Annotated in this window: 18 protein-coding genes; 7 read left to right on the top strand and 11 right to left on the bottom strand. The window is 67.5% G+C overall.

Annotated features, from left to right (window positions below; all coding sequences use genetic code 11):
• Nucleotides 1–53: 53 nt before the first annotated feature.
• Nucleotides 54–890, top strand: a complete 837-nt coding sequence (locus tag QQ25_RS06390; RefSeq protein WP_039377918.1) for an alpha/beta fold hydrolase — start codon at nt 54–56, stop codon at nt 888–890.
• A 22-nt stretch (nt 891–912) separates the two neighbouring features.
• Here QQ25_RS06390 and QQ25_RS06385 read toward each other — a convergent pair whose 3' ends face one another.
• Nucleotides 913–2,040 carry a glycosyltransferase family 4 protein gene (locus tag QQ25_RS06385; RefSeq protein ID WP_039377917.1) on the bottom strand — a complete coding sequence of 376 codons (1,128 nt, stop codon included), beginning with the start codon at nt 2,038–2,040 and terminating at the stop codon, nt 913–915.
• Between the two features lie 89 nt (nt 2,041–2,129).
• On the opposite strand from QQ25_RS06385, the gene QQ25_RS06380 reads away from it, so the two are divergent.
• Nucleotides 2,130–2,822, top strand: a complete 693-nt coding sequence (locus QQ25_RS06380; protein ID WP_234711859.1) for a DsbA family protein — start codon at nt 2,130–2,132, stop codon at nt 2,820–2,822.
• Here QQ25_RS06380 and QQ25_RS06375 read toward each other — a convergent pair.
• The 10 genes from QQ25_RS06375 to QQ25_RS06330 all read right to left on the bottom strand — a co-directional run bounded on the left by QQ25_RS06375 (nt 2,806) and on the right by QQ25_RS06330 (nt 14,310).
• Nucleotides 2,806–3,342, bottom strand: a complete 537-nt coding sequence (locus tag QQ25_RS06375) for a DUF3592 domain-containing protein (RefSeq protein ID WP_039377915.1) — start codon at nt 3,340–3,342, stop codon at nt 2,806–2,808. The genes QQ25_RS06380 and QQ25_RS06375 overlap by 17 nt on opposite strands.
• Nucleotides 3,339–5,036 (bottom strand): 2-succinyl-5-enolpyruvyl-6-hydroxy-3-cyclohexene-1-carboxylic-acid synthase, encoded by a 1,698-nt coding sequence (menD, locus tag QQ25_RS06370; protein ID WP_039378544.1) that lies wholly within the window; start codon nt 5,034–5,036, stop codon nt 3,339–3,341. Before menD ends, QQ25_RS06375 begins: the two co-directional genes overlap by 4 nt.
• Nucleotides 5,037–5,061: 25 nt before the next feature.
• Nucleotides 5,062–5,844: an alpha/beta fold hydrolase gene (locus tag QQ25_RS06365; protein ID WP_039314619.1), complete on the bottom strand. Its 783-nt coding sequence runs from the start codon at nt 5,842–5,844 to the stop codon at nt 5,062–5,064.
• Between the two features lie 37 nt (nt 5,845–5,881).
• Nucleotides 5,882–6,607: a DJ-1/PfpI family protein gene (locus tag QQ25_RS06360; RefSeq protein ID WP_039377914.1), complete on the bottom strand. Its 726-nt coding sequence runs from the start codon at nt 6,605–6,607 to the stop codon at nt 5,882–5,884.
• A gap of 11 nt (nt 6,608–6,618) precedes the next feature.
• Nucleotides 6,619–7,695, bottom strand: coding sequence for a GlxA family transcriptional regulator (locus QQ25_RS06355; RefSeq protein WP_082017440.1), 1,077 nt, complete (start codon nt 7,693–7,695; stop codon nt 6,619–6,621).
• A gap of 191 nt (nt 7,696–7,886) precedes the next feature.
• Nucleotides 7,887–8,855, bottom strand: a complete 969-nt coding sequence (locus QQ25_RS06350) for an o-succinylbenzoate synthase (RefSeq protein WP_039378542.1) — start codon at nt 8,853–8,855, stop codon at nt 7,887–7,889.
• A gap of 5 nt (nt 8,856–8,860) precedes the next feature.
• Nucleotides 8,861–9,832: an esterase family protein gene (locus QQ25_RS06345; RefSeq protein WP_039314797.1), complete on the bottom strand. Its 972-nt coding sequence runs from the start codon at nt 9,830–9,832 to the stop codon at nt 8,861–8,863.
• 86 nt (nt 9,833–9,918) lie between these two features.
• Nucleotides 9,919–11,484, bottom strand: coding sequence for a long-chain-fatty-acid--CoA ligase (locus tag QQ25_RS06340; protein ID WP_039377912.1), 1,566 nt, complete (start codon nt 11,482–11,484; stop codon nt 9,919–9,921).
• Nucleotides 11,485–11,514: 30 nt separating this feature from the next.
• Nucleotides 11,515–13,134: an amidohydrolase gene (locus tag QQ25_RS06335; RefSeq protein ID WP_039377911.1), complete on the bottom strand. Its 1,620-nt coding sequence runs from the start codon at nt 13,132–13,134 to the stop codon at nt 11,515–11,517.
• A gap of 9 nt (nt 13,135–13,143) precedes the next feature.
• A complete protein-coding gene (locus QQ25_RS06330) occupies nt 13,144–14,310 on the bottom strand; it encodes a PA2928 family protein (RefSeq protein ID WP_052235677.1) in 1,167 nt (388 codons plus the stop codon).
• A 161-nt stretch (nt 14,311–14,471) separates the two neighbouring features.
• Here QQ25_RS06330 and QQ25_RS06325 point away from each other — a divergent pair, with 161 nt between their 5' ends.
• From QQ25_RS06325 to QQ25_RS06305, 5 genes are all read left to right on the top strand, one after another.
• Entirely contained in the window at nt 14,472–14,930 is a 459-nt protein-coding gene (locus tag QQ25_RS06325) for a YciI family protein (protein WP_039377909.1), read from the top strand.
• A gap of 195 nt (nt 14,931–15,125) precedes the next feature.
• The gene (gene fadD8, locus QQ25_RS06320; RefSeq protein ID WP_039314605.1) at nt 15,126–16,727 is read left to right on the top strand and encodes a fatty-acid--CoA ligase FadD8; all 1,602 of its coding nucleotides are present in this window, start codon (nt 15,126–15,128) and stop codon (nt 16,725–16,727) included.
• 106 nt (nt 16,728–16,833) lie between these two features.
• Entirely contained in the window at nt 16,834–18,072 is a 1,239-nt protein-coding gene (locus tag QQ25_RS06315; protein ID WP_039377908.1) for an RNA polymerase sigma factor, read from the top strand.
• 23 nt (nt 18,073–18,095) lie between these two features.
• Entirely contained in the window at nt 18,096–18,785 is a 690-nt protein-coding gene (locus QQ25_RS06310; protein ID WP_039377907.1) for an HAD family hydrolase, read from the top strand.
• Between the two features lie 10 nt (nt 18,786–18,795).
• Nucleotides 18,796–19,245 carry a nitroreductase family deazaflavin-dependent oxidoreductase gene (locus tag QQ25_RS06305; protein ID WP_039314794.1) on the top strand — a complete coding sequence of 150 codons (450 nt, stop codon included), beginning with the start codon at nt 18,796–18,798 and terminating at the stop codon, nt 19,243–19,245.
• The last annotated feature ends 144 nt before the right edge of the window (nt 19,246–19,389 follow it).

Genomic DNA, 19,389 nt, shown 5'->3' with positions numbered 1-19,389 from the left:
CCTTCCGCCGGATCCGGGTTTGCCCGGAGACCGATCCGCGTACCGTTGGACTCATGCCTACGATCACGACCTCCGACAACGTCGAGATCTTCTTCAAGGACTGGGGCGCCGGCCAGCCGATCGTGTTCAGTCACGGCTGGCCGCTGTCCGCCGACGACTGGGACACCCAGATGCTGTATTTCCTGCAGCACGGCTACCGGGTCATCGCCCATGACAGACGCGGCCACGGCCGTTCGGAACAGGTGGCCGACGGCCACGACATGGACCACTACGCCGACGACCTCGCCGCGGTGATCGACCATCTCGATCTGCACGACGTCATCCACATCGGGCACTCGACCGGCGGCGGTGAGCTGACCCGCTACCTGGCACGGCACGGCCTGGACCGGGCCGCCAAAGCCGTCCTGATCAGCTCGGTCCCTCCGTTGATGGTCCAGACCCAGGCCAACCCGGGCGGTCTGCCGAAATCTGTGTTCGACGATCTGCAGGCCCAGTTGGCGGCCAACCGCTCGGTGTTCTATCGCGCCCTGCCGTCCGGCCCGTTCTACGGCTTCAACCGGGACAAGGACGACACTCCGCAGCCCTACCGCGAGGCGATCATCGCCAACTGGTGGCGCCAGGGCATGATGGGCGGCGCCAAGGCCCATTACGACGGCATCGTGGCGTTCTCGCAGACCGACTTCACCGAAGACCTCAAGAAGATCACCGTGCCGTCGCTGGTGATGCACGGTGACGACGATCAGATCGTGCCGTACGAGGACGCGGGCGTGCTGTCGGCCAAGCTGCTGCCGAACTCGTCGCTCAAGATCTACCCGGGCTTCCCGCACGGTATGCCGACCACCCAGTCGCACATCATCAACCCGGACCTGCTGGAGTTCATCCGCTCCTGAAACCTCTTGAGGTTCAAGGATCTCAGGCGGCCCGCAATTGCCGCAGCCCTTGCACGGCCTCGTAGTGCCCGATCAGCTCGTCGCAGATGGCCGGCCAGGTACGGCCCAGCACGCTGCGGCGCGCGGCCAGCGAGTAGCGCGGCCGCTCGGCGATCAGATGCTCGACGGATGCGGGCAGCGCCGACTCGAATTCGTCGACCGGAAGCAACAACCCACTGCGGTACGGCGCCACCAGATCCCTTGGCCCGCCCGCGTCGGGAGCGATCACCGGCAGGCCGGAAGCCATCGCCTCTTGCACGGCCTGACAGAACGTCTCATGTTCACCAGGGTGGACGAACACGTCCATGCTGGCATAGGCCGCAGCCAGCGCCTCACCGTGCAGTTCACCGGTGAAAACGGCTGTGGGCAAAATGTTTTCGAGCTTGTCGCGGTCCACTCCGTCGCCCACCACCACCAGCTGCACGTCGTCGCGGCCGGCAAGTGCCCCCAGCCGCTCCACGTGCTTCTCCGGCGCCAGCCGCCCCACGAATCCGACGATCGGCTTACCGTCGGGCGACCAGGAGGCCCGCAGCTGTTCATCACGGGCCGACGGTGCGAACCCGGTGATGTCGACGCCGCGCCCCCATTTGAAGACGCGGGGAATCCGATGTGCTTCAAGGTTTTCCATCGCCGACGTGGAGGGAGCCAAGGTGCGGTCGGCCTTGCTGTGCAGGCGCCGCGTCCAGGCCCACGAGGCTCGCGACAGCACGCCCACCCCGTAGCTCTCGGCAAAACCGGCGACATCGGTCTGGAACACCGCCACCGTCGGTACACCCAGGTGACGGGCGGCGTGCACGCCACCCCAGCCGAGCAGGGCCGGCGACGCGAGGTGCACGACATCGGGGTCGAAACCACGCAGCACGTTCACCATCCGGGGCCGCGGTACGCCGAGCGGCAACGAGGTGACTTTGGGAAACATCCGCGAGGGCACCCGGTGCACACGCACACCGTCGTGCACCCGATCGGCCGGCGGCTGGCCCCGCGGGGTATCGGGGGCGATGACGAGTACCTCGTGACCGGTGCGGCGGAGATGCTCGATCACCCGAAGCACCGAGTTGGTGACGCCGTTGACATTCGGGAGGAAGGACTCTGCAACGATCGCAACGCGCACACGTGAATGGTCTCAGCGGGACCTGTCGCCGAGGTAGCGTCCGGGGATACGACACGCTAAAAGCTGATGCGCGGGGATAGGGTTGCCGCATGCGATTGTCCCGCGTTGCTGCAGCGATGCTGGCCGTGCTGGCCCTGTCCGTTGCCGGTTCCACCGCGGGCTGCACCCGACTGGTCGACGGCGCCGCCCAGGCCAACGGCAACAAGCCCGGCAGCGAGATCACCGAGGACGGCTGGGGTGTCCAGATCGGTTACCCGGATGCGCCAGCGCAGATCGAGTTGTTCACCGAGCCGCAGTGCCCTGCGTGTGCGCGCCTGCAACACGACTCCGGCGCGGAAATCGCCGCCGCCGTCGGCCAGGGCCGCCTCGCGGTGACCTACCGGCCGCTGACCTTCCTGGACATGTCCGTCACCGAATATTCGGCAAACGTGGCCAATGCCCTGTTCCTGGCGGCGGGCGCGGGTACCACCGGGATGGCGTTCCAGGCCTTCGTCGAGGAGCTGTGGAGCCATCAGCAACCCGAGGGCTCGCCGGGTCCGACCGACGAGGAAATCGCCGCCATGGCCGCCGACAGCGGCGTCGGCGCCGAGCAGACCGACAAGATCGCGGCAGGCGAATCGATCATCGACTCCGAGCAGCTCAACGAGGCCAACGCCGAACTGCTCAGCGAAACCCAGTACGAGGTCTCCACCCCGGCGGTCTACGACCTCGTCGGCGAGCAGGTGGTCGACACCAGCGACCCTGACTGGCTCGCCAAACTGCTGGCTACGCCGCTGGGCTGACCAACCGGGCGCTGATCCGGCTCAGCCGGCGCTGCAGGAACGCCAGCAGGGCCAGCGCCGCGGCTGCGACCAGCCAGCCCACCACGGCGATCGACCCGGCCGGGATGATCGCCAGCGACGCATCGCGGTCGCGCACTCGCACCAGATCCGGGTTGTTCTTGTCGTACTCGACGTAGATCCGCATCCCGGTGTCCAGTTCGGACGGATACAGCACACCCAGCTCCGGCCGGTAGGTCACGCGATCGGGCGTGACGAATTCGATCGTCGAACGCCGGGGGCCGGCACTGAGCACCTCAGCGGCCGCCACGCCCATGTTGCGTTCGATCTGCTGGTCGTTGCGCCAGGCACCCACCACCAGCAACACCGACTGCAGTGTGACCAGGCAGGCGGCGATCACCACACCGATCCGCACCCGGCGGATGATCCGCTGGGACCGCGTCTCACCCGGTTCGCCGTACAGGTGCGGAATCAGCGGCTGCACCAGCGCCCGCGCCCGCACCGCGATCTGAGCGAACCTCACAGGGCCGCCTTGATCGACGCGTGCAGGGCACGCAGCGACGACCGGTCGGCCTTCACCTCCAGCACCCGCATGCCCTCGAAGGGTTCGGCGAGCGCCGCGGCAAGCTCGGCGACTTCCAGCTGCCTGCTGTCCACGTGGTAGGCCCGGCACAACGCCGCGACATCGACATCGTGCGGGGTGCCGAAGATCCGCGACGAGACGTCGGAGAATCTCGGATCGCCCTGCTCGAGGAGTTCGAAGATGCCGCCACCGTTGTCGTTGGAGACCACGATCGTCAGGTTCCGCGGCGTCGGCTCGGTGGGCCCGATCAACAGCCCCGAGCTGTCGTGCACGAAGGTCAGATCCCCGATCAACGCGATGGTCCGACGCGGCCCGTCCCCGTCGCCCGCCCGGTCATGCGCCAGCGCAGCGCCGATCGCCGTCGAGACCGTGCCGTCGATGCCGGCCACACCGCGGTTGGACCGCACCTTGATGCCCTCGGCACGCAGACCCACCAGGGCCGCGTCGCGCACCGGGTTGGAGGCCCCGAGCACCAGCTGATCCCCTGCGCGAAGCGCATCGTTGACCACCGCGGCCACGTGCAGACCGGTGGTCATCGGGTGCGAGGCGAGTTGATCGCGAACTGCCGTCACCGCGTGCTCGTTGAGGCCGGCGCAGCGGCGCAGCCACGCCGGATCCGGGGTCCCGGTCGTCACCGCGCGGGTGCCGGTGGCCATCGAGTTGCCCGAGACGTCGGGCCAGCGCGGACCGGTGGTCAGGGCGTATACCGGCACTGCCGGATCGGCCAGCAGCGCCGAGACCGGCCGGTGCAGGGTGGGCCTGCCCAGCATGATCACCTGCTTGGGATGCACGAGGCGCAACGCCAGCGGGTGCAGCGGGTTCTGCGGAAGCGGCGCGGTGGGCTCGGCCACCGTCGGCAACGCCGCCAGATTGGGATGAACGCCGGCGCCGTGCCCGGCGATCACCACGGTGTCCGGCGTGAGATCGATCTCCAGCGGCTGGTCGAAACTCACCGGCGGGGTGTAGGTCCAGGGCTTGCCGTCGGGGCGGCCTTCCGACGCGCGCTCACGCGAGGAGCCGGGGAACGACGAATCCCCGTGCGCGCTGTCAGGCACCAGCGGCTCGCGCAGCGGGATGTCGAACTGCACCGGGCCGGCATTCGCCGTGCGTGATCCGGTGGCCGCCGCCAGCACCCGGCAGGTCGCCGAGCGCCACTGCGCGTTGACGGTGTCGAGTTCACCCGGATGGCTCCCTGTCAGATCCGGGGCAAGGCCCAGACTGATGTTGGCCCGCACCTGGGTGCCGAAATACCCCAACTGCTCGAAGGTCTGGTTGGCGCCGGTGCCCAACATCTCATAGGGCCGGTTGGCGCTCAGCACGATCAGCGGCACCCGAGCGTAGTTGGCCTCGACGACCGCGGGGCCGAGGTTGGCCACCGCTGTGCCCGAGGTCATCGCGATACACACGGGAGACCGCTCGTCGGTGCTTCCTCCGACGGCCAGCCCGATGGCCAGATAACCGGCCGTGCGCTCGTCGATACGGACATGCAGACGAATCCGGCCGGCCCGGTCGGCGTCGGACAACGCGAACGCCAGCGGGGCGTTGCGCGAGCCCGGGCACAGCACGACATCGCGGACACCGCCGCGGATCAGTTCGTCGACGACTACGCGCGCCTGTGCCGTCGAGGGATTCACCACTCCACCTTATTCGTCTTGTTCGTCAGGTCTGAGCCGCCAAGAACTCGAGCAGCGCGGCGTTGACTTCCTCGGGCTTCTCGATGAAGCCCAGGTGGCCGGTGTCGGGGATTTCCAGATAGCGCGCCTTGGGGATCGCGTCGGCCACCTCACGCCCCAGGTGGGCGGGCAGCACCACGTCGTCGGCGAAGCCGATCACCAACACCGGCGCGGTGATGGACTGGTAGGCCGGCAACCGGTTGCCGGCCGGGCCCGCGTCGAGCTGGCACAGCAGACCCGGCGTCTGCTTGGTGGGCCACATGGTGAACATCTCGCTCCAGTCACGCACCAGACGGTCATCGTTGAGCGTCTTGGGCGAGAAACTCTCCAACATTCGCAGCTTGGCGTCGAACTTCGGCGGCAACTGGACACCCGAGACCGCGAAGTCGCGCTCGGCGTCGCGGAAGAAGTCGCGGGCCCGGTCGTGACGGCCGCGAGTGGCCATCAACACCGCCGACCGCACCAGATCGGGGCGGGCCAGCATCAGTTCCTGGGCGATGTACGAACCCATCGACACACCAACGAGGTGTGCCGGCGCAGCGCCGAGCTTCTCGATCAACTCCGCGGTGTCGGCCACCATCTGATCGATGCCGAACCCACTGGCGTTCTCGGTCGCGCCGACCCCCCGGTTGTCGAAGGTGATGACGCGGTAACCCGCCCGCTGCACCGCAGGCACCTGATGCAGGTGCCAGGTGCGGCCTGCACCGCCGCGCCCGGCGATGAACACCACCGGGGCACCCTTGCCTCGCTCTTCGTATGCCAGATTCACGTGGCCGACGCTACTTGATCGGCGTCAGTGCAATAGATCACGCGGTACGGCGCCCACGCACCTTCCGAATCGCCTGATCCCACGCCAGCAACACCCCGGCCTTGAGCGGTTCGGGCTTGATCATGTCCTTGCCCAGCAGCGCGGTGGCACTGGCCTTGGTGGCAGCGCTCGCCTTCGACATGTGACCCGAATCGAAGGGTGGCTGCGGGTCGTACTCGATCATCAGCTGAATGGCCTTGGCCTTCGCCTCGCCGCCGATCTGCCCGGCCAACCACATCGCCAGGTCGATCCCCGCCGAGACACCCGCAGCCGTGATCACCTTGCCGTCAGGGTCGGCGCGCACGATGCGCTGATCCCCCACCGGTGTCGCGCCCATCAGCTTCAACGCACTCAACACCGACCAATGCGAGGTGGCGGGCTTCCCGTCGAGCAGGCCCGCCGCGGCCAACACCACCGAACCGGAGCACACCGATGCCGTCCAGGTGGTCCCCGGATACACCTGACGCAGCCACTCCAGCACCTTTTCGTCGCGGGCCACCATGGTGGTGCCCGGGCCGCCGGGCACCAGCACCACATCAGGCGAAGGGGTTTCGTCGAAACTGTGAGTGGCTCCGACCAGCAGCACGCCGGAGTCGGCGGTGACGGGGCCCGGCTCGTGCCAGACGAACCGCACGTCCGTGTCGGGCAGGTTGCGCAGCACCTCGTAGGGCCCGATGAAGTCGAGCGCGGTGAAGCTGGGGTACAAAACGATTGCGATCTGCATGGTTGTTCCTCTCAGGCGGATAAATCTCTGTTGCTCGCGCGCGCTGGTATGTCTCTGCTCCTCGCGTGCGCTGGTTTGTCTCTGCTCCTCGCGTGCGCTGGTATGTCTCTGCTCCTCGCGTGCGCGGTCGTCTTGCGGTACTGATCCGGTGAAATACCCAGGCGCCGCATGAAATTGCGCCGCATGGTCTCGGCGGTGCCGAACCCGCAGCGGGCCGCGATCGCGGTGACGGTGTCATCGGATTCCTCGAGCTGGCGTCGCGCGGCGTCGGTGCGGATGCGTTCGACGTAGGCGCCCGGCGCCTCGCCGACCTCTTCGGTGAACACCCGGGTGAAATGCCGCGGGCTCATCGCCGCGCGTCCCGCCAGATCTGGAATCGTGTGTGCCCCACCCGGTTCGGCCTCGATGGACTCCTGCACCGCACGGATCGGGGCGCGTTTGGCCCGTGGCATCCAGACCGGCGCGGCGAACTGGGTCTGCCCGCCGGGACGGCGCAGGTAGAGCACCAGGTACCGGGCGACGGTCTGGGCAATATCCGTGCCGTAGTCATCTTCGACCAGTGACAACGCCAGATCGATGCCCGCGGTCACCCCGGCCGCCGTCCACACCCGCTCGGAACTTCTGACGAAGATCGGATCGGGATCGACTGCGACCGAAGGGAATTCATCAGCCATCCGGCGGGCCGAGGACCAATGGGTGGTGGCCGGGCAACCGTCGAGCAGTCCGGCCTGGGCAGCGAGGAACGCCCCCGTGCAGACGCTGACGACGCGGCGAGCCCCACGTGACGCGGTGCTGATCCAATCGATCACTGCCGGGTCGGCCCGGGCGGCGTCGGTACCGATCCCGCCGGGGATGACGATCGTGTCGATCGGAGCATCGGGGTCGGGCAAGGGCGCGGCGACGAATTCCAGCCCGGTGAGCGTGGTGACGGGCCGGCCGTCCACGGATGTCACGGTGACGGCGTAGCCGTCGTCGGGCCGACCCAGACCGGCCAGGGCCAGCGTTGCGGTGGAGAACACGTCGAAGGGCCCCACCAAGTCCAGGCCCTGCACCCCGGCGTAGCCGAGGATCACCACCGATCGCGTCACGTCTACAGTGTTCGCGACCTCGCCGATGGCGTCTATGCCATGCACCCCACAGTTCAGGACATGGGCTGGCACAGCCGGTCTCGAAACCTGGTACTACGGGCGGTACTACATTTCCAGACCGCATACGCCCGCGACTTCCTGGTGCCGGTGTGACAGTTGTGGCACCGCGGCAGCTCGCAGCCGAGACCGCCCTACTCCGATACCAGCGGATAGCACTCCCGCACCCGATCGATCCACCATTGCCGCCGCTGCGGGGCCGCCGCCAGCGCGGAAAGCCGGGCGGAATCGGGCACGACCGCCCCGACCGGCAGGTACCCGTCCACCGGCGCGGGCACCTCGGCGACGTCGTCGACGAAGAATCCGCCAGTGCCCAGACCGCACGCATGCTCCAACTCGGGCAGTGCCGCGGCGGCCAGCAGTCCGCGCGCGATGCCGACCGCGGAATCCAGCGCACTGGACACCACGATGGGGATGTCGATCTGGGCGGCAATATCGAGCATCCGTGCCACCCCGCCCAGCGGCGCCACCTTGAGCACCGCGACGTCAGCCGCACGGGCCCGCACCACCCGCAGAGGATCGTCGGCCTTGCGAATCGACTCGTCCGCGGCGATCGGCACTGCCACCTTCCGCCGCAACGCGGCCAACTCCTCGACCGTCGCGCATGGCTGCTCCAGATACTCCAGCGGCCCGTCAGCGGTCAGCGCGGCCGCGGCGTCGACCGCCTGTTGCAGCGTCCAGCCGCCATTGGCATCGACGCGCACCACCGGAACCTGCGCACGCACCGCGTTGACCCGTGCCACGTCGTCGGCCAAGGTCTGCCCCGGCTCGGCGACCTTGACCTTGGCCGTCCGCGCACCGGGGAAACGCGACAGCACCTCGGGCACCTGAGCGGCAGGCACCGCGGGCACGGTGGCATTGATCGGGACACGGTCGCGGTACACCGGCGGCGGCGGCCGATAGGCCGCCTCGATCCCGGCGGCCAACCAAGCCGCGGCCTCCGGCGGTTCGTATTCGAGGAACGCGCCGAACTCGCCCCAGCCGGCCGGGCCGTCGATCAGCGCCACCTCACGAACCGTGATGCCGCGGAAGCGGACCCGCATCGGCAGGGCGACGACATGCAGGCGGTCCAGGATGTCGTCGAGGGCGGGCACAAGCTCAATGATGCCTAACCGGCACCGAGCACCCTTTGCATGTCGGGTTTCATCTGGTTCAGCTGCGCACCCCAATAGCCCCAGGTGTGGGTGCCACTCGGCGGGAAGTTGAACACCGCGTTGTTCCCGCCGGCCGCGACGTACTGGTCACGGAAGTTCAGGTTGCTCTGCAGCGCGGTGTTTTCGAGGAAGGTGGAGGCGACGTCGTTGCCGCCCAACTCCCCCGGGGTACCCGAGCCGCAGTACACCCAGATGCGGGTGTTGTTCGACACCAACCGCCCGACCTGCAGCGTCGGGTCGTTGCGGGCCCAGGCCGGATCACCCGGCGGGCCCCACATGGCGTTGGGCGAGAAACCACCGGCATCGCCCATCGCCAGCCCGATCAGCCCGGGCCACGGGCCGGCCGACGGGTTGAGGAACGCCGACAACGAGCCCGCGTAGATGAACTGCCCAGGATGGTAGGCAGCAAGGATGAGCGCCGAGTTGCCCGACATGGACAGTCCGACCACGGCGTTACCCGATGTGGACACGTCCTTGTTGGCGGCCAGCCATTGCGGTAACTCGCTGGTCAGGAATGTCTCCCACTTGTAGGTCTGCACCGTGCCGTTGCCTGCCGCCGGCTGGTACCAGTCGGCGTAGAAACTCGACATGCCACCGACCGGCATGACCACCGACAACCCGGATTGATAGAACCACTCGAACGCCGGGGTCTCGATGTCCCAGCCGCTGAAGTCCTCCCGGGCACGCAGTCCGTCCAGCAGATAGACCGCATGGGATCCCCCGCCTTGGAACTGCACCTTGATATCGCGGCCCATGGACGCTGACGGCACCGACAGCATTTCGACCGGTAGACCGGCCCGTGACCATGCACTTGCTGTCGGCGGCGGTCCGAGCAGACCGACCGTCAGGGCTACCGCCAGTACTGCCGCGACGGCAGTCACGCGACGGTATGCACTTGTTTTCGGCGTAGAACGTTTGTGCACCATGTCGGCACCCCACATCTCGCGCACACGTATGGAGCCGAAAATACTCCGCTCTGAACGGGAAATACAGAGATGCCGGGCGCCAATTCCTACACCGTGGCGCGGTCGCGGCCCTCCCAGTACGGCTTGCGCAGATCCTTTTTGAGGATCTTGCCGGTGGGGTTGCGGGGTAACTCGTCGACGATGTCGATCGACTTGGGACACTTGTAGGCCGCCAGGCGCTCCCGGGCGAACGTGATCAGCTCGCGTTCGGAAGCGTCCCCATCCAGTGTCACAACGGCTTTCACCGATTCGCCCCATTTTTCGTCGGGCACGCCGATCACCGCGACGTCGGTGATCGAAGGGTGTTCGGCCAGCACCCGCTCGACCTCGATCGAGTAGATGTTCTCGCCGCCGGAGATGATCATGTCCTTGAGCCGGTCCTCGACGAAGATGTACCCGCCGTCGTCGACGCGTCCGATGTCGCCGGTGCGGAACCAGCCCTCTGGCGTGATCGACTCCGCCGTGGCTTCCGGCCGGTTGTGATAGCCCTTCATCAATTGCGGTGTGCGGAACCACAATTCGCCCTGCTCGCCGACCGGGACGTCGGCACCGGTGTCGGGGTCGACCACCCTGACCTCGCCGCCGGAAACAACGGTGCCCGCACTCCTGAGCCGTGCTTCACTCGCCGCTCGGTGATCGTCGGGCCCCAGTCGACTGATCGCGCCGGCCACCTCCGTCAACCCGTAGACCTGGATGAATTCCGTTTCCGGCCAAGCCTCAAGCGCAGAACGCAACAGCGGCAACGGCATTGGCGACGCGCCATAGGCGAAGGTCTTGAGCGCACCGAACAACTTCACGGCATCCTCGCCGGTCTCGAACACCTTGGCCAGCACGGCCGGCACCAGGAAGGTTCGGTTGGCCCCGGCCAGAATTCCGCCGGCCAAAGCCATGCCGTCGACATCACGCGTCATGTAGGTCGGCGCCCCGTGGTGCAGCCCCCACTGCATGTAGGACGACCCGCCGACATGGAACAGCGGCATCGCGACCAGGCTCTTGTCCCCTTCGCTGAGGGTCCAGCCGTCGAACGCGTTGAGGGTGTGGGCGATGACGTTGGCGTGGGTGAGCGCAATGCCTTTCGGCCGCCCGGTGGTGCCCGAGGAGTACATGATGATGCACGTGTCGTCAGGCTGCACCTCCGGCGAACGGCCGACCGCCGACGCATCGGCGAGGAGCGCTTCATATTCGTCCCCGTCGACGCCCTCCGGGGTCACCGTGACGATGTGCTCGACGGAGCCGAGCCGGTCGGCGATGGCGTCGATGCCCGGCCGGAGCTCCTCGCCGACCACCAACACCTTGGCCCCGCTGTCGTTGAGCACGTAATCCAATTCGTCGGCGGCAAGCCGGAAGTTGATGATGGCGGTGGCGGCACCGAGCGAGGCGGCCGCCAGCGTCATCTCGACACACGCCGGGTGGTTCTTGTCGAGGAATGCGACCACATCACCGCGTCCGACGCCCCAGGCGCTCAACGCCCCGGCCAACCGCTGGATCCGGTCGTAGAACTGCGACCAGGTCCACGTGCGGCTCAGATACGTGACCGCTTCGGCGTCAGGTTCGGTCGCCGCCCAGTGGGCGACGCGTTCGTCGAGAAACTTCGGAGCCGGCAAATCTGACATGCCCCAGAGCGTGCCACGGGACGCGAGCCGTCAACCGGCTTTCGGATAAACCTGCCTGCCCGCTAGGAACGTGGCCTGTACCTCCAGGTCGGCGATGCCTTCCGGGGCGGTCTCGCGCGGGTCCGCCGACAGGATGACCAGGTCGGCGTACTTGCCGATCTCGAGCGAACCGATCACGTTGTCGGCGAACAACTGCCATGCCGCATCGATGGTCTGCGCCCGGATCCCCTGCTCAACGGTCAGCCGCTCCTCGGGCGCCAGGACACGCCCGCTCGGCGCGGTCCTCGTGACAGCCACGCTGATGTTGCGCAGCGGCTCCTCCGGCGTGACCGGCGGATCGTTGTGCAGCGAGATCCGCATACCGGTGGCAACGGCCGATCCGGCCGGCATCCACCGTTCGCCGTGCTCGGGGCCGAACAACCCGTCGACGAGCACGTCACCCCAGTAATGCAGATGATCGACGAACAGACTGCACGTGACGCCGAGGGCGTGCGCACGCCGCAACTGCTCGGGTGTGATGGCGCCGACGTGTTCGAGGCGCAGGCGGTGATCATCGCGGGGATGCGCGCGCAGGGCGTCTTCGTACACGTCGAGGATGGTGTCGACCCCGGCGTCGCCGTGCACGTGGCAGGCCAGCTGCCAGCCCTGCGGAAAGAACGTGCCGACGATCTCGGCCAGCTGATCTTTCGTGTAATTGGCGTGCCCGCAGGAGCCGGGCACCACGCCGATGGTCCGGGTGGCGTCGGTATCCAGGTACGGGAACGTCAGGTCGATGTTGCCGATCCAGGGTGACCCGTCGACCCAGATCTTGATGCCGACCTGACGCACGATGTCGTCGCCCTCGAAGGGGCCGGCATCGGTGTGCAGGGCTGCGGTGGACATCTCGTAGGTGCGCAACCGCACCGTCAACTGATCGTGCAACTGCGCCAGCAGCGGCCGGAACATCGGGTCGAACGCCATCTCAGAGCACGTGGTCAGCCCGGCGCGGTTCAGCCGTGCACATTCGGCGGCCAGCATGGCCGGATAGTCGCTCACCGAGATGGCATCGCCCAGCAGCCGGAACACCGCTCCGGTCTCCTCGGCCGTGCCGTCGAGATTGCCTTCCGCGTCGCGGCCGTACTTGGCGCCCTTGGGATCCGGAGTGTCCTTCGTCAGTCCGGAGCGGCGGGCCGCCGCGGAGTTGAAGTACGCCTTGTGGCCGGAGTTGTGCACGATCACCAGCGGGGTATCCGGCGCGACGGTGTCCAGCCAGGCCAAGGTGGGCTGGGGCAACCCGTGCTGCAGCAGCGGATCCCAGCCGTTCAAGAAGGCACCGTCGGCCCCGCGTTCGGCCACCTCGCCCCGAATCGCATCGAGCACCGCCTCCGCGTCGGGCAGGGTGACCGGACGGATGTCGACGATGCGCCCGGACAACGCCACCGCCTCCATCAACGGATGACCATGCGCCTCAACGAATCCCGGCATGACGCAGCCGCCTACCGCGCGGACGTCGGTGTCCGGGCCGACCCACGGTGCCACATCCGACCTGGACCCGACCGCGACGATGCGGCCGCGGGACACCGCGAGCGCCTCCGCGGTGGGCTGCGCGGCGTCGACGGTGAGGATGGTTCCGTAGAGGACGAGATCAGCTGACTCGATCGGGCTCGTCATGCTCGGATGCTAAGGCGTGGCGACGTGCGCCCGGGTGCGTCCCCAGAAATCCGTGACGCCGATCTGAGTCATCGTGGTCCGACCGTCCGGGTGCACGACGATCAGGCGGTCGTTGTCCAGACCATGGCCGTCGCCGGCGCCGATCACCAGGATCGGCCCGACCGGGGTCGCGGTGGCACGCACGTAGCCGTCGAGGTTGTCGACCACCGCGAGGGTGTCACCGGTCTCGATGTCGAACAGCCGCAACTCCTCGATGCCGGGACGGTCGACCGGTTCCCCTTTCACCAGCACGACACCGTGGGCGATGCCGAGCGGGACCGCCGACGAATGATGGTGGTCGAACATGCCGATGCCCTCCTTGAGTTGCTCGGGCGTGGCCAACGCGGCCGGGGTGCGCACCACCTCGTAAACGAGTTCCCGATTCGTGAGGCCGTCGAGCCGGGCCAGCTCCCGGCCCCCGCGCATCAACGCCGGATCCGGTGACAGATAGGGCTTGGGCACCGACAGGAGCTCGCCGTCGGGCAGCACCATGCCGCCCGGCATCGCGGCCGGATCGACGTGGATGATGCCGAACTCCGCGTCGCGCGTCGGCGCGGAATCCCCGATCAGAGTGGTGCGCCACGCGTCGGCGACGTCGTCGGTCACCGCGGCGACGTCCGTGGTACCCAACGGCACTGCCTCGACCTCACCGGAATCGGTCAGCGCGACAACGGCGTTGATCCGGGGGTCGACGTTGTAGCCGTTGAAAGCCTCGACGTAGTCGTCACCCAGGTCGCCCAGGACCACGCTGCCGTCCTCAGCCCTGACGACCGAAAGCCCCTCATCGCTTGCGACGTACGCCAACCCGCCGGACACGGCGAGCACGCCCCGCTCCCATCCCTCTTTGGCGTGCAACTGGATGTCCCACAGCAGTTCGCCGGTGTCCAACGAGACCGCGGCCACCCGTTGCTGCCAGTGGTCGCCGGACCCGAACGGCGGGCCGACTGTCCCACCGGACCGTCCGTAAGCCACCACGACGGCGTCCTGGTCCTGCACCGTCGCGTACCCGACCACCGGCCCCACGCTGACCATGGGGCGGTCCGTCCAGCGGGTCATCGCGAACATCGCGCCCGTCGACACGAACACCACCACCAGCGCACCGGTCACCTGCCACAGCGGAGCCTTCCTGTTGATCATGGATCCACATCTATCGGCGGTGTTTAAGAACCAGTTGGCCAGCGGATTCGAAAAATTTCAAAAAGTTTGTCGGCCCGTGTCGATTTCGTGGGGGTGCCGTTCGACGTAGTAACGAGGGCACGATAAGCGGGCCCCTTCCCGACACCAGAAGGAGACACACAATGTCGCGCTACATGCTGATCATGCGTTCCACCCCCGAGGCCGAGGTCGCGATGGCCGAGCAGAACATCGACTTCGACGAGATCATCGCGTCCATGGGCCGGTACAACGAGGAGCTCATCAAGGCCGGCGTGCTGCTGGCCGGCGAGGGCCTGACCGACCCCGGCGAAGGCTTCGTCGTCGATTTCAATGCTGATCCCCCGGTGGTCACCGACGGCCCGTACACCGAGGCCAAGGAGCTGTTCAACGGGTTCTGGATTCTCGACGTGTCCTCCAAGGAGGAGGCCAAGCAGTGGGCGCAGAAATGCCCACTGGGTAGCGGCGTGAAGCTGGAGGTGCGCCGGGTCAGCGAAACCGATGAGTTTCCGCAGGACAACGAGTGGGTTCAGAAAGAGATCCAGTGGAAGGCCGAGCTGGCCGAGAAGCTCGCCAAGCAGGCGCGTGAGGCCGCCAACCGCTGATCGGGGCACAGGCCCCGGCGGTCCCTAACCCACCGGGGTCTGGCTCCCACCCCCCACATCAGTGACATTAAGCAGCGCCGAGCAGTCCGGCGCGAGTAGCGAACTACCTGTATTTCGGTCCGCGGTGACCTGGTGTTACACCGACATCGGGGGATCGGCTCAACAATTTCTGGAACACGTTCTAATCTGGACCCCATGAGTGATGATCTTCTGCACCATCCGCTCCATTCCGGCCACCTCACCGTCGGCGCACTCAAGCGCAACAAAGACAAGCCCGTGCTGTTCCTCGGCGACACCACACTGACCGGTGGCGAGCTCGCGGAACGCATCAGCCAGTACATTCAGGCCTTCGAAGCGCTCGGAGCGGGGAGCGGAGAAGGCGTCGGCCTACTGTCGCTGAACCGGCCCGAGGTGCTGATGATCATCGGCGCCGGTCAGACCCAGGGGTACCGCCGCACCGCACTACACCCTCTCGGGTCATTGGACGATCACGCTTACGTGCTGTCCGACGCCGAGGTGACGACCCTGATCATCGATCCCACGCCGGCATTCGTCGAGCGCGCCGTCGGGCTGCTGGAGAAGGTGCCGTCGCTGCGACAGATCCTGACCATCGGCCCGGTTCCGCCCGCTCTGGACGGTGCGGCGACCGATCTGGTCGCCGAGGCCGCCAAATTCTCCCCTGCTCCGCTGGTCGCCGCCGAGCTGCCGCCGGACCACATCGGTGGGCTCACCTACACCGGCGGCACCACCGGTAAGCCCAAGGGCGTGATGGGCACCGTGCGGTCGATCACCACGATGACCACCGTCCAACTCGCCGAGTGGGAGTGGCCGGAGAACCCGCGCTTCCTGATGTGCACGCCGCTCTCGCACGCGGGTGCCGCGTTCTTCGTCCCGACGATCGTCAAGGGCGGCGAGATGATCGTGCTGCCCAAGTTCGACCCGGCCGAGGTGCTGCGGGTGATCGAAGAGCGGCGTATCACCGCGACCATGCTGGTGCCGTCGATGATCTACGCACTGATGGACCACCCGGATTCGCACACCCGCGATCTGTCGTCGCTGGAGACGGTGTACTACGGCGCATCCGCGATGAATCCGGTGCGGCTGGCCGAGGCACTCAAGCGGTTCGGGCCGATCTTCGCGCAGTACTACGGCCAGTCCGAGGCCCCGATGGTGATCTCGTACCTGGGCAAGAAGGACCACGACGAGAAGCGGCTGACGTCGTGCGGCCGGCCGACCCTGTTCGCGCGGACCGCACTGCTCGACGCCGAGGGCAACCCGGTGCCCCGTGGCGAGGTCGGCGAGATCTGCGTGTCCGGACCGCTGCTCGCCGGGGGCTACTGGAAACTGCCCGAGGCCACCGCCGAGACCTTCAAGGACGGTTGGCTGCACACCGGTGACATGGCCCGCGAGGACGAGGACGGCTACTGGTTCATCGTCGACCGGGTCAAGGACATGATCGTCACCGGCGGGTTCAACGTGTTCCCGCGTGAGGTGGAAGACGTTGTGGCCGAACATCCCTCGGTGGCCCAGGTATGCGTGATCGGCACCCCCGACGAGAAGTGGGGTGAGGCCGTGACTGCGGTGATCGTGCTGCGCCCCGATGTTCCCGCCGACGAGGATGCGGTCGCCAAGGTGACCTCCGAGATCCAGGCCGCCGTCAAGGAGCGCAAGGGCTCGGTGCAATCACCCAAACAGGTGGTCGTCGTCGACTCGGTGCCGGTGACCGCACTCGGCAAGCCCGACAAGAAGGCCGTCCGCGCCCAGTTCTGGGAGGGCGCTGCCCGCGCTATCGGCTGAGTTTTCTCTCGCGAGCAGTCCCCCGCAAGCGGGAGGGGCCCCCAGCAGAATTGCACGTTCGCCGGCGTGTCGGTGCGACTCTGCGTCTGCTCGGCACAATGGCGGGGTGGCCACGGACCTCCGGCAGACACTCGACGCGGTGTGGCGGATGGAGGCGGCCAAGATCCTGGCCACACTGACGCGCACCGTCGGCGATGTCGCCCTGGCCGAGGATCTGGCCTCCGAAGGCTTGCTCGACGCGCTCACGCAATGGCCGCAGACCGGCGTCCCGCGCAATCCCGGCGCCTGGCTGACCACGGTGGCCAAACGCAAGGCCATCGATCACTGGCGGCGCGCGGAGAACCTCGACGCCAAGTACGCCGTGCTGGCCCGCGATCTGGCCGAACACGTCGAGGAAGCCTGGGATCCCGACCGGATCGACGACGACGTGCTGCGGCTGATCTTCATCGCCGCCCACCCGGTGCTGTCCCGCGAGGCTCAGATCGCGCTGACGCTACGCATGGTCGGCGGGTTGAGCACCGACGAGATTGCCCGGGCCTTCCTGATCTCGACCGCCACCGCAGCCGCCCGCATCACCCGCGCCAAAAAGGCTCTGGCCCAGGCCAATCCGCCATTCGAGGTGCCGCCCCGCGACGAATACCCACAGCGACTGTCGGCGGTGCTGTCGGTCGTCTATCTGATCTACAACGAGGGCTACTCGGCATCCTTCGGGCAGCGCTGGATCCGCGACGAATTGTGCACCGAAGCACTGCGATTGGGCCGCGTGCTGGCCGCCCTGGTGCCCGATGAACCCGAGGTCCACGGCCTGGTGGCGCTCATGGAGTTCCAGTCCTCGCGCTTTGCGGCCCGCACCGACACCGAGGGCCGGCCCATCCTGTTGGAAGACCAGAACCGGGCCCGCTGGGACCGTGCGCAGATCCAACGCGGCGTCGCCGCACTTGAGCGCTCCAATGCCGCACGGCAGCAACGGGGTTGGGGCCCCTATGCGCTACAGGCCGCACTCGCCGAATGCCACGCGGTGGCCCCGACGGCAGCCGACACCGACTGGGCTCGCATCGTCGCCCTCTATGACGCTCTGCTGCAGATCACACCCTCCCCCGTGGTGCAGCTCAACCGCGCCGTGGCCGTCGCGATGCGATCGGGACCCCAGGAGGCACTGACCATCGTCGACGGCATCGAGGGCCTGGACGACTCATATCTGCTGCCCAGTGTCCGCGGCGAGCTGTTGTCCCGACTGGGCCGACACCGCGAGGCTGCCGAACAGTTCGACCGGGCCGCGGCCCTGGCCGACAACGAACGGGAACGACAGGTGCTGGTGGGCAAGGCAACCCGCGAACGCGGCTGATACCCGTCCGGCATCATGGCACTATGGCGGACATGGTGTCGGCCGTGTTGTTCGACTTCTCCGGGACCCTGTTCCGCCTCGAGGAACAGGACAGCTGGTTCGCCGGGATGGCCGTCGACGAGCGAGAGGTCGACGGCCACGTGCAGACAGAGTTGATGCGCCGGCTCACCGCGCCGACCGGGCGGTCCGTGGCGATGACCGACGAGCAGTACCGGGCCTGGGTCAACCGCGACCTGGCACCCCATCTGCACCGTGAGGCCTATCTGCACGTGCTGCGGGAGTCCGGGCTACCCGAACACCACGCCGAATCGCTCTACAACCGGGTGATCGACCCAGCCAGCTGGACGGCCTACCCGGACACCGCGCAGGTGTTCAAAAGCCTGAGCGCACAAGGAATCCGGACGGCCGTCGTCTCCAACATCGCCTTCGACGTGCGGCCGGCCTTCGCTGCGATCGGCGCGGCCGCGCACGTCGACGAGTTCGTGCTGTCCTTCGAAGTCGGTGCGGTCAAACCCGACCCGGCCATTTTCACCGCGGCACTGGACCGTCTGGCTGTGGCGGCCGCCGACACGCTGATGGTCGGCGACAGCGAGGAAGCCGACGGCGGCGCCCGCGCGCTGGGTTGCCAATTCGCGCTCGTCGACCCACTGCCCACCGCCGAGCGGCCCGACGGGCTTGTCGCGGCCCTGCGCGGTGTCGGTATCCGCACCTAGGGTGGGAGCCATGGCTGACGAGCGCATCCGGCCACCGTGGTGGCTGAAGTACGTCAACAAGGTGATGATCGGGCTGAACAAGCTCGGCATCGGTGGCGACAAGGGTCCGGTGGTGCTGACCGTGCGGGGCCGCAAGAGCGGGAAACCCCGCTCGACTCCGGTCACCCCGATGACCGTCGACGGCCACCGCTACATCGTGGGCGGGCTGCCCGGAGGCGACTGGGCGGCCAACGCCCGCGCCGCCGGCGAGGCCACCGTGCACCAGGGCCGCAAAGACCAGCAGGTGCGCGTCGTCGAGATCCCGGCCGAGCAGGCCCGGCCGCTGTTGCGTCAGTTCCCGGTCCTGGTTCCGACCGGCGTCGGTTTCATGCGCAACGCCGGCCTGGTGACCGGGCCCAACCCGGACGAGTTCGAAGCGCTGGCCGGGCGCTGCCCCGTGTTCCGGTTGGACCCGATCTAACTGTACTGACCACGGACGTTAGGTACGGCGTGGCGTGGTGACATAACGAAGACCTCCGAGTGAAGTGCGAGCTGTCTAGGAACGCACCAACTCACTTCGGAGGTCTTCGTGTCCCACCGTAATGCCCCTTTGTCAGAAACCGCA

Source organism: Mycolicibacterium setense (assembly GCF_000805385.1).
Classification (GTDB): domain Bacteria; phylum Actinomycetota; class Actinomycetes; order Mycobacteriales; family Mycobacteriaceae; genus Mycobacterium; species Mycobacterium setense.
This window is presented reverse-complemented; position numbering and strand designations above follow the sequence as displayed.